Raw genomic sequence first — 15370 nt, forward strand, 5'->3', positions numbered from 1 at the left:
TCTAAATCTTTGTGGCAAATACATGGTTGCCTATACGGGTCACCACAGGCAGGGTACGAATCCAGCGGTCTGTGGCTGTATGCGGGTTGTAGAAAAATAAGGCGCCGTTGGTGGGATCTCTTCCAGCCAGGGCTTCTAGAGCAGCATTAATGGCCGTTTCGTCAGGTTCCAGATATATGGAGCCGTCCTGAACCGGTGAAAACTGAAAGACATTGTTGTCTTTCTGAAAAATTACTTCCCGGATGGTTTTGGGAAAACCCGGGCTGGCCAGCCGGTTAAGGATTACAGCCCCCACGGCTACCTGACCGGTAAAACTTTCTCCCCTGGCTTCGGCATGAATCAACCTGGCCAGGAGCAGTAAATCCTCCCTGGATATACCTCCGCGGGAAATTACCGCTGGAAGCTCGCTAAACCGATCCGGTACCAAAAGCACATCACCAGGTCTAATTAAAGAATCCCTGAGTTTGTTAGTTTCCATTAATTTGGCCAGGGAAACATTATGAACCCTGGCAATTTTGTACAGCGTATCTCCTGGCCTGACGGTGTAGCAAAGCATACACTTGTAGCTGGTCAGGTTATTTTCATTTCCCCATGATGTGCTGGCTTCCACCTGTTTTGCTGCTAAAAGCCAGGTCAGTGCAACAATTATAGTTACCGCGCCAGCATATCTGGTTAGTCTACTGCCCATTGTGTCCTCCTTTCCGGCTATTAACTATTTTGGACAAGCCGGGGAGGAATTATACACAGATATTCAGGTAAAGTGAGACTTAAGCCATTAGCAGGAGAGCATTAATTATTGCTGCGGCTATAGTGCTGCCACCCCGGGTACCGACCATGGTAATATATGGTATCCCAAGGGATATTAATTCTTCTTTGGATTCAGCTGCACCAACAAAACCTACAGGTGTTCCGACTACCAGAGCAGGCCTGACCTGTCCTGCAGATACTAGGCGGCACAAGGTAAAAAGAGCCGTAGGGGCATTGCCTATAGCTATAATACCCCCTTCTATTTTGGGAACTCCCAGTTCCATGGCTACCATGGCCCGGGTGGTTCCCCTCATTTGGGCATATTTAATTACTTCGGGGTGGTTGATCAGGCAGATTACTTCCACTCCCAGAGATGCCAGGCGGTTTTTGATAAGGCCACTGCGGACCATGTTTACGTCGGTGAGAATGGGTTTTCCTGCTTTAAGAGCACGCAAACCACTTTCCACGGCCCGGGGGTGAATGCGTATTAACCGGGCACAGGACAGATCACCGGTGGTATGCACAACACGCTTGATGATAGATCTTTCCCCTGCTGGTAGCGTAGCCAGGTCGGGCAGGTTTTCTTCAATTATGCGCATGCTCTCCCTTTCAATGGCTGCAGGATTAAATAATTCCATGCCCTTCGTTAACCTCCTGGATTCGTTCTATTATTATTTCGGCCAATTTTTGGTGGGCACCGATATGACCGGTCATGACAATATCCATATGGGGATAGCGAGTTCTTTCCCTGGCTAAAATTTCGGGTATGTCTTTTTTCATATGTATCCCCTGGGAGAGAAAAAGGGGGACTACCACAACTTTTTTCATTCCCATGGCTGACATCGTAGCCAGGGCTGCCGGTAAATCCGGCTGGTTAAATTGTAAAGATGCTCCCTCCACCAGATCGTAAGAACCATCCCTGGCTACCAGTTCCTTTAAATCCTGCAGGGTGGCCTGGGCCTCTGGAAGGCGGCTACCATGGGCCAGAAGAATGATTCCTGTCTTCATAGCCTATGCAACATCCTTTCGTTATTAATTCTTTTCAACAATTCCTGTCGGCTGGTTACAGAATTATCCGGTACCCGGGGTCTGCTGATTATCACTACCGGCAAACCAAGTTCCAATGCTGCGGCAACCTTGGTATCCGTTCCCCCTATGGTACCACTGTTCTTGGTAACCACTACCTCTGCCTCATATTGTTTAAACAGGGCACGATTCAATTCCAGGCTAAAGGGACCCTGCATGGCTACAATATCGGCAGGGCTCAGCCCCAGCTGCCGGCAGTGCTGGATCACTTCTGGTTCAGGGAGCACCCGTACTACCAGTCGTGCTCCATGCTGGCGGGCGGTGTTTAAAAAGATGTTTAGAGTTTTGCTACCCGTGGTCAGGAAAATTACTTTACCATGTCTTACGGCCTGTTGGGCTGCTTCCTCGTAGCTGTTGCTGCAATGAATTAGCGGGTGCTGGGGCAGGCTGCTTTCCTCACGCTGGTAACGTAAATAGGGAATTTGCGTCCTGGCGCAGGCCTGACGGGCATTTTCTGATACCTGCTGGGCGTAGGGATGGGTGGCATCAATCAGAAGCTTAATATGGCGATTCTTAATCAGGGCTACCATATCATTTATGGACAGTTTGCCGGTAATGACTTCGGCACCGTGCCGGGCCAATAGTTCTCCACCATAAGGCGTGGTTGCTGAAGCCAGAACATTGTAGCCATGATTTATAAGGTCCTGAACAATCAAGCGCCCGTCGGCAGTTCCGCTCAAAACCAGAATCATAGCACATATCCCCTGGGTGTAACCAGGTAGTTATCCAGTTTTTTAGTTTGATTGTTACCAATGATTAAAATACTGAACATATCCAGAGAGTAAGAAAGTAGATTTTCCAGATCTGTTATTACTACTTCTTCCCCGTCGCGATAAGCCTGGCGAACTATCCCTACCGGCGTGCTCGCATTTTTATATTGAAGCAAGATTTCCCTGGCCCTCTGAATTTGAAATTTTCTCTTATGACTGGCCGGGTTATACAGTACTATTACGAAATCTCCCTGAGCAGCCAGGGCCAGCCTCTTTTCTATAATTTCCCATGGGGTTAAAAGATCACTTAAGCTAATTACCACGAAATCATGCATTAAAGGTGCACCCAGTAATGCTGCTGCTGCGGTAGCAGCGGTAATGCCGGGGATGATCTCTACTTCAACCAGGTCATGCAATTTATCCTGATATAGAATTTCCAGGGCCAGCCCGGCCATGCCATAAACCCCGGGATCTCCACTTGAAACCAGGGCAACTTTTCGTCCCTTTTGAGCCTGTGCAATGGCTGCGCGGCAACGCTCAACTTCACGGGTCATACCCGTACTGATAATTTCTTTTCCTTCCACCAGGGGAGCAATGAGTTGAACGTAGGTTTTGTATCCAACGATAATATCTGCTTCCTGCAGAACTCTTAGTGCTTTGGGACTTAAATAATCGGTACTTCCCGGTCCTGTTCCCACCACCCATAACTTTCCTCGGCTAACGCTACCGTCACGCCCTCCCGGCTTGTTTTGGGGAGAATCAGTCTGGCGTGGTGAGCAGCAGCCAGCAGAGCAACCGGTTCGCATACACCACCAACTCCTATCCTTTTCTGAACAAAAGAAGAATGTTGAAGATTTTTTACACGGGAAAATATGGATTGGATTTGTTCCCTTGAAAAACTCACCAGGGGGATTCCCATTTCCCGGGCAACCTGCTGCAAACCACGTTCCTGTACCCGCAGGTCTATTGTTGCCAGTAGACGCAGGCTGGTAGGGCTGCGCCGGGCGAGTTTCAGGGCATGTAATAGGGCTTCTTTAATCTTTTCCGGATCAATTTCCTTCCGGCAACCAATACCGGCTATAAGGTTTCGTGGTCTTAGAAAAAGGGTTTTTTCATGGGGCAACGAAATCTCGCGGTTAGTTATTACTACCAGCCAACCTGGCGGCCTGGTAATGGGCAATTTGTCCCATGGGATTAGCTTTAAGCCCTGCATTGGGGTAAAGGGCAGTGGAAATTCACTGCAAAACGCAACCATCTCACCATTTACCAATGCCGCATTTACCTGTTTTACAGCGTTAAATGGTTCCATAATCAGGGCATATTTACGGGCCAAGACATCTACTGAAGGCAGGCCGTGTACGTCCGTAGCAGTGGTAATTACCGGTATGGCCTGGAAAGCTCCAGCCAGATTCTGGGCCAGCTCATTGGCTCCCCCCAGGTGGCCGCTTAAAGTGCTGATCACGAACTGGCCTTTTTCATCCATAACCACCACTGCAGGATCAGAACGCTTGTCTTTAATTAAAGGAGCAAGTAACCTGACCACAATACCCAGGGCCATGATAAAGATCAAACCCTGGCACCGGTAAAATTCTCCTGCCACTATCCGGGATACAGGACCGTAGAAGGGTTCCCCTTCTCCCGGAAAACGGCCGGGCCTGAACATGCGCACCTGGTGTCCCTCATTTAACAAATGCCGGGATACCTTTGCCGCCAGCTCTGTACCGTTTTTAGTAATGGCAAATATAGCAATGTTCATTTCCTGCTGTTCCGGTAGCTGTGGTCAAAATGAGGGTCATAGAGCCGCGACAACTGGTAGGAAGAATTAAAAACATCTCCTACCAGAACCAGGGCGGTGCGGGTAATACCTGCATTCTTAACCTGTTCAGCAATATCTGCCAGCGTTCCCCGCAACAAGCGTTCTTCAGGCCACGAGACCTTTTCTATTACCAGTACCGGGGTTTGGGGAGAATAACCTCCAGCAAGTAATTCTTCCACCACCTGTTCTATCTGGTGAACGGAAAGAAAGATACACATGGTGCACTGATGACGGGCCAGTTCCCTAAGCTTTTCTTGTTCTGGAACCGGGGTACGTCCTTCCAGCCGGGTAAGGATTACTGTTTGGGTTACGCCTGGTAAAGTCAGCTCATGGGGAATGGCGGCTGCAGCAGCCAGAAAGGAGCTTACCCCTGGTACAACCTTAAAAGGTATGTCCTGGGACATCAGAGCATCCATCTGTTCCTGTATGGCTCCATATAGAGCAGGGTCACCGGTATGCAGTCGAACCACGGTTAATTGTTTCAGGTGTGCCCTGCGCATTACAGCCAGTATTTCCTCTCGGGTCATGGTGGCACTATTATAAATCTCTGCACCTGGTTTGCAGTAATTTAATATTTTGGGATTAACCAGCGAGCCGGTGTAAATAACTACATCAGCTTCCTGCAGTAACTTTGCTCCCTTAATAGTTATCAGTTCAGGATCTCCCGGTCCGGCACCAACAAAATAAATCATTTATTGCCCCCCTTAAATTAACGACCTTTTAAGTTCCGGAGGATGAGTATTGACATATAATCAAGATTTTTTCCAGCAAATTCGGTTATTTCCCGGCTTATTATTTGATCCGGGTAGCCACAACGACTTACCAGGACGGCACGATTAATTAAATTTTTTTTGTGTAAAATTTCCAAAATCTTATCGAAATGGCGGTTTATTTTCATCAGTACCACGTTATCAAAGTTATCCAGGGTCTCTTCCAGTCGCTTAAGATTATTAACTGCCGGTATCACTGCCAGGTCTTCATCTCCTGTAGCCAGTGGTTCTCCCAGTGCGGCTGCACATGCGCTCATGGCAGTGACCCCCGGAATGGTTTCTACCGGTAGCCAGGGATAATTTTTTTGCAGGTAAGCCTGTATATAGCCATAAGTGCTATAAAACATGGGGTCACCAATGGTAATAAAGGCTACCTTGTTTCCCTGTTGTACCAGTTGTGCTACTTTTTCCCCGGCTATGGCCCAATGTTCTTCTAATATTTGCTTGTTTCTGGACATGGGAAAAGTTAATTCGATAGTTAGGATTTGATGCTTGATTATCTTATTGACCACTGACAAAGCCAGGCTTTCCCGGTCAGCTGATGATTTAGGAACACATACTACATCTACATTTTGTAATATGCGATAAGCTTTTAGGGTAAGTAGCTCTGGATCCCCGGGGCCAACTCCGATACCATAAAACTTACCCCCCACCCTCATCTCCCTCCTTTTGGACAGCAATGATCCACACCGGGTTTAAAGCATGCAGCAGATGATAATTGCCGCGGGAAACCGCACGGGTAACAGATACCTGTACCACTTCCTTTTTCCATGGCAGTTGGTCGAGTAAAACCAGGATGCGGGTGAGTGTTTCCAGGGTTAAGGCGTTAATGACCACTCTTGCTCCAGGATTAAGTCTTATTTGCAGCAGGTTTATTATCTCTTCCAGCTTTCCGCCCGAGCCACCGATGAAGACCCTTTGGGGAACGGGAAGGGGGAGCAACGCTTCTGGAGCGCGACCTTCAATTACCTCTATATTTTTCAGGTCGAACTGGTATATGTTTTTACGGATTAGCTCTCTTGCAACAGGGTTCTGCTCGATGGCATAAACAGTGCCGTTGCCTATTAGCCTTGCCGCTTCTATGGCAAGGGAGCCGGTACCGCTGCCAATATCCCACACAACCTGGCCTGGCCCTAATCGTGCTTTGGCCAGGGTGACGGTACGAACTTCTTCCTTGGTCATGGGAATATCGCCGCGAATAAAAAATTCATCAGGAATTCCCGGAGTCGTGTAAGGCCAGGACTTTCTCATCTATAATCACCATAACACAATTTTTTTGCCCGGATAGATCCATACAGGCTAGTTCACCGGCTGTGGTTTCCAGGATTTTTTCTTCCGGATAACTCAAATTACAACAAACAAAAATTTTTCGGTTGATTATACCTGCTTCTAAGAGCATGCTGGCTATGCGGCTGGGTGAACTTCTCGGGTCGGTAAAAAGGGCTACTTTTTTATGGTCGCGCACCAGCTGAATCAAGTCTTCAACTGGTCTTCCGTGAGCACTTGTAATCAGGGCATCGTGCCAGGGCAGGGCCAGGCGGGCGAAGGCCAGTTGCACAGAACTGACACCAGGAATTACTTCCAGTTCCTCTACAGAAAAGTATTGAAGCAGGTACTGCAGAATACCATATAAACCGGGGTCGCCGGAGGCTATAACGGCTACTCCTTCTTCCCGGTGTCGATTGATAAAATCAACCATGGCCTTAAGGTTATTTTTAATGATAAACGTTTTTTGTCTACCATTGGCTAAAAGAGAAAGATGGCGAATGCCGCCTACCAGCACCCCGGCTTCGGCCAGAGCCTTTTGGGCTGCGGGAGTAAGGTAATCCTGGTGGCCCGGGCCCACCCCAATTATTTTAATTCGCGGCATCCCAGTGCCCTCCCTATTTCCCGGGCATGATGGTCCCATCCCAGGATTTTGCCATCTAAGGTCAAGAATACCGTTCCCACCAGCAAGCGGTGGTGGACGTACTCCATGGCTCGCTGGCTGGCCCGGCTAGCCAGCTGATGGTATATGCCCAATAAATTATGTTCAGCCAGAAGATCTACTACACTTTCAATAGTGCCGGCTTCCATAATATGAGCAATCAGGGTTCTGTCTGCTCCCATCAGGGCAGCATAACTGGCCAGCGTTTCTCGCCGGGCATCCGCTATGCGGCTGTGAGTGTGAAATATTCCAGCTGCAACTTTTAACAGTTTGCCATGATGTCCCCAGAGGAGAACGCCGGAAAAGCCTTTTTCTACACAGTTTTCCAGCATGAACCCCACGAAATTACTCATTTCTACCACGGCATCGGCCGGAAATCCGTATTTATCAACTGCCGTCCGAACCCCCATTTGTCCGGGAGTAAGAACAACCTGGTTAAAACCCGCTGCCCTGGCTACGTCCAGCAGTGGTAATAGAGAATCTTTAAAAGCTTCTTCGGACATGGGCCGAACTATCCCCGTTGTACCCAATATGGATATACCTCCTACAATCCCCAGGCGGGGGTTCAGGGTGCGCCTGGCCACCAGCTCTCCTCCGGGTACGCTGACCGTAAGTTCCACTCCCCGATTGGGAGGAAGGATGCTGTTTACCGCTTCCCTGATCATTTGCCTTGGAACAGGGTTAATGGCTGGCTCTCCTACTGCCACTGCCAGACCCCGTTTGGTAACCCGTCCTACACCGGGTCCCCCGCGGAGCTGGATCCCTTTTTTAGTGGGGCGAGCTTCTACTACAACTGGGAGGCCGTGGGTAACGTCGGGATCATCCCCCCCGTCTTTAATTACCACTGCCCTTGTGCCACCGGGTATATTTACCAGCTTATGGATTGGTACCCTGATTAACTGGCCAGTTGGATTTACCAGGGTAACTTCACCGGGCTTGGTATCATGATAAAGTAATTCTGTAGCCGCACGGGCTGCTGCAGCAGCACATGCTCCGGTGGTAATTCCGTTACGTAAAGATTTAGTCACTTCATTTTTCCTCCTGAAAAAAACACGCCCGGCAAAAGAAGGGCGTGTCAGGTTTCATTACGCCTGCTATCTTTCGCGCGAAGATAGATAGGCCTTTACTGAACTTGAAAAGTTCAGTTTTAAGGGGCAGGCAGGTCTCCTGGCTCGCGGATCATCAGATAACCGCGCCTTCCCGGTCAATACTCACAATAAATATTGTAAAATCACAACAAATTGTTGAAAAATATCTTTTTAGCTTTCCAGTGAGTATATAACCAGTGGCAATTTGCGGCTCCTCCCCGGTTACAGTGGCGGGACCGCGCCGGCTCAAGCAGGTTAGCTGCTCCCCGGTCTTCCCTATTATCCCCCGAGGGGACCCGCCCCTAATATTTAGTTTTTCCTTTTCAGACTAGCTGTCCTGGAGTTTTTCCCTGCGTTTGATCATTCGAATATCATCTTCTACCGATAATCGACAGGGCCAGCACATTTGGCAAATGCGGGACGCAGTTCTTTCCCCCAGATATTCACCCAGGTTTTCCAGGCTGATATTGGTGGTGATGATTACGGGAAGACGGTGATTAACGCGGTAATTTAATATAGAGTAAAGTTTATTTTTGGCCCATTCAGTATAATTATGGGCTCCCAAATCATCCAAAAATAAGAGAGGCACTTCCCTTGCCGTATCCAGCAGGTCTTTTTCCGAATAATGTTCTATTATCTGGCGGTTTTGATCATAAGTAGAGCGCAGGCGATCCAGTAAATCAGGTACGACGACAAACAATAATACTGTTTCTGCTTCCAGTAAAGCGTTTGCTATACATGCCGCCAGGTATGTTTTCCCACTTCCAACGGGACCTGTAATTAAAAGACCATCGATATGCCGGTTTTTTTTAAAGTTTTGGACGAAGTCCAGTGCTGCTTGAAAGGTACGCCTGGCCAACTCGTAATAAGTTATTTTTCGTTCCGGATCTATTCTGAATTTGGAATAATACTTGAAGTCAAATTTATCAAAAGTATGACTACGTAACCCTTCTGGCAATCCAGCTTCTTTAAAACGGTTGAGGATAGCCTTTTGCTTGCTACAGGAGCAGGGAAAAGCCACGTTATTTTTTATCACTATACCCCGGTCATTACATACAGGGCAGGCCTTCATTGGCCAGCATCCTTTCTCCCTTAACTAAGATATAGGGTTTTTAAAAGTGCTTTTTTACGTTCGTCTACCTTTGGTGTGGTATTTTTAACTGAACGTCGTTTCTTAAACTGCGCATCATAGGCGTTTATTTCTTCCAGAGTACGAAGATTATTCTTTTTCCACTCCAGAATAATACTATCAATATATTTAAAATTATGCTTTCCCATCAAGACAGCCCGGCGCAGGGCTTCTAAAACCAGCGTAGGGTTTAATTCTTCAATCCATTGCCGTATTTGTTCTACCTCCATAGGAGAAACAGGACGCCCGAACTCCTGTTCAAATGCCTTTATAATTAATGCAAATTCCGGAGAATTGGCTTCCAGCCGGGTTCTTTTTTCCAGCAAGCAGCGGGTACGCTCTATTTCCCTGACCCTGATACTGGCCCAGATCTCTGAAAGCTTTTCCAGCAACGGTTCAAAATCGTACCCACTCAGGATTTGATCCTTATTTTCATCGTAATACTGAGTTACAGCCAGGACCTCTTTTTCTAACAACCTGTTTAGATTTTGCTGTACCTGGGTTACATCCTGGGACGTACACTCAGCCAGCGCAGAAGCGGAAGGAAGTAAATTTTTTTCCTCTATCTGTAACCTTAAAAGTTGAATGAGAAGGATCATTTCTTCATCGGTTATATCAAGGTGGCGATATAAGCGAAGCAAAAGGTTGGGAACAGCTGTAATGCCCTGGAGTAAAAGATCTGTTCCAAAGGCAGCGGTAATATTTCCCTCACGGTATCTTTTTACCGTTCTACCGCTCATCATAACCTTCCTCCCTGTTAGTGAATATTTTATGGTAAGGGAGGAAGTTTGTCCAGATAAAAAAAACCTTATAAGGGGCAGGGTTGACGAGCAGTAAATGTATATACTGCTAACCCCATTTCTTTTAGCATAATTATCGCCTGCTTTATATATGCTCCCAGTTCTGAAAGCCGGTGCGCGTCAGAGCCAACGGTAAATACTTTCACACCATACTCACGGGCCAGGAAAAGAATTTCCCTGCTGGGATGAAACTCGCTTAGCCCCCGTTTTATGCTGGAGGTGTTTACTTCCAGGCCAATTTTTTTTCGTGCCATATCCTTCAGTATAGGCTCGATCTTTCCCTGATGGGCATCTATTAAAGTTTTACCCCAGAAGCGTTCACCATGACGGCGATAAAGATCCAGGTGAGCTATACAATCAAAAAGGTTACAATTTACCGCATCCTGTAATATCTGGAAATATTCGTTTAATGCCTCATCTACAGTATGAGAGGAAAAGTACTCCTGGCTTTCTTTCCAGGAAGATATGGACTGGTGAGCAAGGCAATGTATTGAACCCAGTACATAATCGAATGGATAACTGGTAATAATTTTTTCTATTCTTTCCTCACAACCCCGTATATACCCAATTTCCACGCCGGCTTTAATTTTTAAATGTGTACTTCGTAATTGGTTTCGAGCATTTTCAATTTCAAGGAAGTAATTGTCAAGCCAGCTCAGGTCTTCCATGGGATGAAATTTTCCTTCTACCCGCACAAACCAATCTTTTTGCCTGCGCACCGGGTCCACTTCCAGATGGGGGGTAAAACAGATTTCTTTCAATTCAAGTTTTAATGCCCTCTGACAATATTCCAGAATGCTTTGGTCTTCGGCATCAATGGAATAACCCGGATGTATATGGTAGTCCAGGAGATATATCATTCAACAATCTCCGCTCCTAAAACTGTTTCCATTTGTTTTAATGCCCAAAGATGAGCTTCTTCATCAAAACTGGCTACACCTTTAGAATATACTATGGTTTGGTAATCCCTATTCCGCAATTCCTCTACAGTGTATAAAACGCAGATATTGGTGCAAACGCCTACAATGTGGACTGCGACTGGATTAAGGTCTTCCAAAATTTTACTCAAATTGGTCCGGTAAAAACCACTATAACGTGTTTTGGGAACTTTAATGGCAAAGGGGTATTCTTCAATCAGCGATGCCAGTTCATCAATAAGGCTTGCTCCCGGAGTACCGTAAACGCAATGGATGGGAAAACGGGAGAATTCCGGATCTTCTGGTGAATGAGCATCCATAATAAAAATTATCGGTTCCTGCTGGTTCATGAACTCTTTCACTTTTTCCACCACAAACGGGACAATCTTTCTGCCGTTTTCACCGCAATTTAATGTTCCGTTGCTATCAATAAAGTCCTTTAGCATATCTATTACCATTAAAACATGGCGAGGCATAAATATCCCTCCTTATATTAAACTTGTAGCTATTACTAAATCTGTTAATACTAAAACCATTAGTATTTTAACATATCTTTTTCAATACTGGTAGGTACAGTAGAAAAACCCAGTGCCCCTGGCAAAATATAACACGTTAAAATCCTTTATAACCTAATCCTGGCACTCTGGTAATATTTTTATTCAACCTTCACCGCTGTACCACTGGCTGTAACCATGAGCATACCTTCCCGAATTACTTCATAATCAAGATCAATACCGATTACCGCATTGGCTCCCAACCGCCGGGCCTGGGTGGTCATTTCTTCCAGGGCAATCTGGCGGGCCTGGGATAGTTTGGTTTCATAAGCTCCAGATCGACCTCCTACAATGTCGGTAATGGTGGCAAATAAATCCCGTACTATATTAGCACCCATTATTGCTTCACCGGTCACGATGCCCAAATAAGCCAAAATTTTTTTCCCCTCTACATTGGGAGTGGTTGTTAAAATCATATAACAAACCTCCTTATTACAGGATATATTAATAGGAGCCGGGTTTCTTTAAGGGGTTATTTGCGTACGATAATTTCACTATTTACGGGGTAAAATCCATATTTTATTAATCATAAGTGTCATTATATATTATTTTATAAAAAAATTGACGGGTAATTCTGGATTCTGAACTAACTATTGCATTTAAAGGATAGTCTATGATATTTTTTATTTTACACAAGGTAAATATACCGGATAAGCATTAAACTTTAACATTTGGAAAAAATAGAACGTGTAGCTATCCTGAAAAGGGGTGAACTGTATGACGGTAAGACTTGGAATTAACGGCTTTGGTCGTATAGGCCGCAATGTGTTTCGAGCTGCTTTAAATCATCCGGAAATAGAAGTTGTGGCAGTTAATGACCTGACTGATGCTGCTACACTGGCTCATTTACTTAAGTATGATTCTGTTCACGGGATCTGTCGTGGCGAGGTGGAAGCAGTTGACGACGGTTTCATTGTTAACGGCAGAAAAGTCAAGGTGTTCTCGGAGAAAGATCCCGGTAAATTGCCCTGGGGCGAGCTGGGGGTTGAAATAGTGGTGGAATCTACCGGTCGTTTTACCGCCCGGGAAGATGCCGCCAAACACCTGGAAAGTGGGGCGAAAAAAGTGTTAATCAGCGCCCCTGCCAAAAACGAAGATATAACCATAGTCATGGGTGTAAACGAAGATAAATACGATCCTGCCCGGCACAAAGTTATATCCTGTGCTTCCTGCACCACGAACTGCCTGGCACCGGTTGTCAAAGTGTTGCATAACCGCTTTGGTATTGTGCGGGGCCTAATGACTACCGTTCATTCATACACTAACGATCAGCAGATTTTAGACCTGCCCCATAAAGATCTAAGACGTGCCCGTGCAGCAGCCCTGTCCATCATTCCTACCACCACTGGTGCCGCTAAGGCTGTAGCTCTTGTTTTGCCTGAATTAAAGGGCAAGCTCAATGGGATGGCCATGCGAGTACCTACTCCCAATGTTTCTGTAGTCGACCTGGTAGCCGAGCTTTCCCGGCCTGCGACAAAGGAAGAAATTAATAATGCATTAAAGGAAGCGGCTCAGGGCGAACTTAAAGGAATTATGGATTACTGTGAAGTTCCCCTGGTTTCCAGAGATTTTAACGGTAATCCCCATTCCTCAATTGTTGACGCTCTTTCCACCATGGTCATTGATGGTATTCTGGTTAAAGTAGTGGCCTGGTATGACAATGAGTGGGGCTACTCAAACCGGGTAGTTGATACTGCTCTGTATTTATCCCGCCGAGGGCTTTAAGGATCTTTTATAAAAATTTTATGTAAAACCCCCGCTTTACGCGGGGGTTCGATTTTTGCTTTATTCCACTTTGGGCCGCGGATAAAGTCCAGACCGTTCCACAATTTCCGGTACCACTTCTTCCCAGGCAATAGCCATAATATGGACACCGTGTACACCTGGAATGGTGCGGATATGCTTGATTTGTTCAATACAGATTTCAATGCCTTCCCGCTTGGGATCATCGGCTTTTTTAAGCCTTTCCACAATATCGTCGGGTACAATCATTCCTGAGACACTGGTTTGCAGGTATTTAGCTGCCCGCCAGCTCTTAAGGGGGGTGACTCCTGCCAGAATGTGTACCCGCTCGTGAATACCCCTTTCCCTCACCATTTCCATAAAGCGTTCGAAACGCTCCATGTCAAAGATACATTGCGTCTGTATGAACTCTGCCCCGGCCTCTACTTTTTTCTCCAGGCGGGCTACACGGAACTCAAATGGATCCGCAAAGGGGTTGGCAACAGCCCCGATAAAGAAGCGTGGTTCATGTTCTTTAATGGGCTCACCGGAGAAGAATAATTTTTCATCACGCATGCGACGCATTAAATAAATTAATTGTATGGAATCAATATCGTAGACGTTTTTAGCCGACGGCTCATTACCAAATTTTTGATGATCGCCGGACAGGCAGAGCAAATTCCTGACTCCCAGGCTATAAGCACCCAGAAGATCACTCTGGATGGCAATACGATTCCTGTCACGGCAGGTCATCTGTACGATGGGTTCCAGACCACAGTCCAGGATGTGCACAGCGGATGCTATACTGGAAAGCCTTACGATGGCTGTCTGGCAATCAGTTATGTTGGTAGCATCCACATAGTCTTTTAGCATTTGGGCGTGATGGCGAATACCATGGGCGGACGCATGCTTGGGAGGTCCGATTTCTGCAGTTACCGCAAAATGTCCGCTATCGAGAAGCTTTTGCAGTTTGCTTTCTGTTTTCACCCGATCATCACATCCTCCCTGATGGCTTTGCGCGGTCCTCCGTCGCGGGATTTGGACCAGTCTTTGGGCGGCTGGATTTCCATTAACTTATCCAGCTTACCCAGAGCTTTCATCCGGTCGTAAATCAACTGCCAGGCACAGTCCACATCTTTACTGATTTCGCACTTGCCGTACTGGGAGCCACCACAGGGACCATTTAAAATGCTCTTGGAGCAGCGGATGATGGGGCATATACCGCCGGTACGGTGAAGAATGCAATCCCCGCAAAGGCCGCACCTTTCTTCCCATACCCCATGAGTTCTGGAACCGCCCACAAACATGGTATTCTGGGCAGGTACCACCCACTTATCATGGAATCGTTCCGCCAGATACTGTACACCTACACCGCAGGCAAGGGAAATTATGGCATCAACGTCCTTGACCAGATTTTCCAGAGGTTCAATATATTCCGGGTCGCATTGCCTTGTGGCAGTTATTGTCACTGTTTCTAGAGGGTTACCCTGTAAACGGCGCATGATGCGCAGCGAGGAGGCCAGAACTTCAGTTTCTTTTTCGCCTCCCGAGAGGCAAACGGTAACGCAACCGGCACAACCAACAAGAAGAACTTTTTTGCAGTCCTCAATCATGGCGGCAATATCTTTAATTGGCTTTTGTTGTGCTATGATCATGCCACATCACCTTCTTTCCTTGAGGTTCCCGCTTTATCCTTTCTTAATGGACTTGGACCCAGCTGGCGAATACGCTCGGTCATTTCATTGGCAATCTCTGCAAAACGGGGGCCCATGGCCGCCGAGAGATTATACATTTCCAGGCGATCGCCACCAAGGCCAATTTCATCCAGTAGTTTTTTCACGGCGTTAACCCGCTTTTTAGCCCGATAGTTTCCTTTTTGGAAGTGGCAATCACCTTCCATGCAGCCTGCGACAAACACACCGTCAGCACCATCTTCAAAAGCTTGTAGCAGTACCCTGTGGTCAATGGTACCCGAACATGGCATTTCAATAATGCGGATATTGGATGAATATTGCAGTCGCATCGAACCTGCCAGGTCCGCTGCGGAGTAAGCTCAATAATGACAACAAAATGCGATGATTTTAGGTTCAAATTCCGCCACAGT

The 15370-nt window shown here is 46.7% G+C and carries 20 protein-coding genes and 1 riboswitch; of the genes, 1 reads left to right on the plus strand and 19 read right to left on the minus strand.

Translation table 11 applies throughout. From position 1 onward, the window contains the following. Window position 1 precedes the first annotated feature (1 nt). The 16 genes from BR83_RS0110390 to BR83_RS0110465 all read right to left on the minus strand — a co-directional run bounded on the left by BR83_RS0110390 (window position 2) and on the right by BR83_RS0110465 (window position 11960). The gene (locus BR83_RS0110390; RefSeq protein ID WP_027357023.1) at window positions 2–688 is read right to left on the minus strand and encodes a cell wall hydrolase; all 687 of its coding nucleotides are present in this window, start codon (window positions 686–688) and stop codon (window positions 2–4) included. 79 nt (window positions 689–767) lie between these two features. Next, window positions 768–1385 carry a precorrin-8X methylmutase gene (locus tag BR83_RS0110395; RefSeq protein WP_027357024.1) on the minus strand — a complete coding sequence of 206 codons (618 nt, stop codon included), beginning with the start codon at window positions 1383–1385 and terminating at the stop codon, window positions 768–770. Then, complete coding sequence (locus tag BR83_RS0110400) at window positions 1372–1755, minus strand: sirohydrochlorin chelatase (protein WP_027357025.1); 384 nt, start codon at window positions 1753–1755, stop codon at window positions 1372–1374. Before BR83_RS0110400 ends, BR83_RS0110395 begins: the two co-directional genes overlap by 14 nt. Continuing rightward, window positions 1752–2525 (minus strand): precorrin-6A reductase, encoded by a 774-nt coding sequence (cobK, locus tag BR83_RS0110405; protein ID WP_027357026.1) that lies wholly within the window; start codon window positions 2523–2525, stop codon window positions 1752–1754. The genes BR83_RS0110400 and cobK overlap by 4 nt, the downstream gene beginning before the upstream one ends. Next, window positions 2522–3244, minus strand: a complete 723-nt coding sequence (cobJ, locus tag BR83_RS0110410) for a precorrin-3B C(17)-methyltransferase (RefSeq protein ID WP_027357027.1) — start codon at window positions 3242–3244, stop codon at window positions 2522–2524. Before cobJ ends, cobK begins: the two co-directional genes overlap by 4 nt. Continuing rightward, window positions 3208–4299 carry a cobalt-precorrin 5A hydrolase gene (locus BR83_RS0110415; RefSeq protein WP_034635162.1) on the minus strand — a complete coding sequence of 364 codons (1092 nt, stop codon included), beginning with the start codon at window positions 4297–4299 and terminating at the stop codon, window positions 3208–3210. The genes cobJ and BR83_RS0110415 overlap by 37 nt, the downstream gene beginning before the upstream one ends. Next, a complete protein-coding gene (gene cobM, locus BR83_RS0110420) occupies window positions 4296–5051 on the minus strand; it encodes a precorrin-4 C(11)-methyltransferase (protein ID WP_027357029.1) in 756 nt (251 codons plus the stop codon). The genes BR83_RS0110415 and cobM overlap by 4 nt, the downstream gene beginning before the upstream one ends. A 17-nt stretch (window positions 5052–5068) precedes the next feature. Then, on the minus strand, window positions 5069–5782 hold the full coding sequence (cobI, locus tag BR83_RS0110425; RefSeq protein ID WP_027357030.1) for a precorrin-2 C(20)-methyltransferase: 714 nt from the start codon (window positions 5780–5782) through the stop codon (window positions 5069–5071). Beyond that, window positions 5772–6311 carry a precorrin-6Y C5,15-methyltransferase (decarboxylating) subunit CbiT gene (gene cbiT / locus BR83_RS0110430; RefSeq protein WP_242839663.1) on the minus strand — a complete coding sequence of 180 codons (540 nt, stop codon included), beginning with the start codon at window positions 6309–6311 and terminating at the stop codon, window positions 5772–5774. The genes cobI and cbiT overlap by 11 nt, the downstream gene beginning before the upstream one ends. Before the next feature lie 28 nt (window positions 6312–6339). Then, window positions 6340–6999 carry a precorrin-6y C5,15-methyltransferase (decarboxylating) subunit CbiE gene (gene cbiE, locus BR83_RS15685; protein WP_051618129.1) on the minus strand — a complete coding sequence of 220 codons (660 nt, stop codon included), beginning with the start codon at window positions 6997–6999 and terminating at the stop codon, window positions 6340–6342. Continuing rightward, complete coding sequence (cbiD, locus tag BR83_RS0110440; RefSeq protein ID WP_027357032.1) at window positions 6981–8084, minus strand: cobalt-precorrin-5B (C(1))-methyltransferase CbiD; 1104 nt, start codon at window positions 8082–8084, stop codon at window positions 6981–6983. Before cbiD ends, cbiE begins: the two co-directional genes overlap by 19 nt. Window positions 8085–8196: 112 nt before the next feature. Next, a riboswitch (cobalamin riboswitch) is annotated at window positions 8197–8459 on the minus strand. Window positions 8460–8472: 13 nt separating this feature from the next. After that, window positions 8473–9216 carry an ATP-binding protein gene (locus BR83_RS0110445; RefSeq protein ID WP_027357033.1) on the minus strand — a complete coding sequence of 248 codons (744 nt, stop codon included), beginning with the start codon at window positions 9214–9216 and terminating at the stop codon, window positions 8473–8475. Between the two features lie 20 nt (window positions 9217–9236). Then, window positions 9237–10013, minus strand: coding sequence for a DnaD domain-containing protein (locus tag BR83_RS0110450; protein WP_242839664.1), 777 nt, complete (start codon window positions 10011–10013; stop codon window positions 9237–9239). A 68-nt stretch (window positions 10014–10081) separates the two neighbouring features. Next, window positions 10082–10933, minus strand: a complete 852-nt coding sequence (locus BR83_RS0110455; RefSeq protein ID WP_207640194.1) for a histidinol-phosphatase — start codon at window positions 10931–10933, stop codon at window positions 10082–10084. Beyond that, window positions 10930–11466 (minus strand): cysteine hydrolase family protein, encoded by a 537-nt coding sequence (locus tag BR83_RS0110460; RefSeq protein WP_027357036.1) that lies wholly within the window; start codon window positions 11464–11466, stop codon window positions 10930–10932. The genes BR83_RS0110455 and BR83_RS0110460 overlap by 4 nt, the downstream gene beginning before the upstream one ends. 179 nt (window positions 11467–11645) lie before the next feature. Continuing rightward, window positions 11646–11960: a YbjQ family protein gene (locus BR83_RS0110465; protein ID WP_027357037.1), complete on the minus strand. Its 315-nt coding sequence runs from the start codon at window positions 11958–11960 to the stop codon at window positions 11646–11648. Window positions 11961–12261: 301 nt separating this feature from the next. Here BR83_RS0110465 and gap point away from each other — a divergent pair, with 301 nt between their 5' ends. Beyond that, window positions 12262–13269 carry a type I glyceraldehyde-3-phosphate dehydrogenase gene (gene gap, locus BR83_RS0110470; protein WP_027357038.1) on the plus strand — a complete coding sequence of 336 codons (1008 nt, stop codon included), beginning with the start codon at window positions 12262–12264 and terminating at the stop codon, window positions 13267–13269. Between the two features lie 60 nt (window positions 13270–13329). Here gap and BR83_RS0110475 read toward each other — a convergent pair whose 3' ends face one another. The 3 genes from BR83_RS0110475 to BR83_RS15690 are packed head-to-tail and all read right to left on the minus strand — an operon-like array spanning window position 13330 to window position 15367. Then, complete coding sequence (locus BR83_RS0110475) at window positions 13330–14253, minus strand: methylenetetrahydrofolate reductase (protein ID WP_027357039.1); 924 nt, start codon at window positions 14251–14253, stop codon at window positions 13330–13332. Then, the gene (locus tag BR83_RS0110480) at window positions 14250–14921 is read right to left on the minus strand and encodes a methylenetetrahydrofolate reductase C-terminal domain-containing protein (protein WP_027357040.1); all 672 of its coding nucleotides are present in this window, start codon (window positions 14919–14921) and stop codon (window positions 14250–14252) included. Before BR83_RS0110480 ends, BR83_RS0110475 begins: the two co-directional genes overlap by 4 nt. Continuing rightward, window positions 14918–15367, minus strand: a complete 450-nt coding sequence (locus BR83_RS15690) for a hydrogenase iron-sulfur subunit (protein WP_084327195.1) — start codon at window positions 15365–15367, stop codon at window positions 14918–14920. Before BR83_RS15690 ends, BR83_RS0110480 begins: the two co-directional genes overlap by 4 nt. Window positions 15368–15370 lie beyond the last annotated feature (3 nt).

The organism is Desulfofundulus thermocisternus DSM 10259 (genome assembly GCF_000686645.1).
In the GTDB taxonomy this organism is placed as follows: Bacteria; Bacillota; Desulfotomaculia; order Desulfotomaculales; family Desulfovirgulaceae; genus Desulfofundulus; species Desulfofundulus australicus.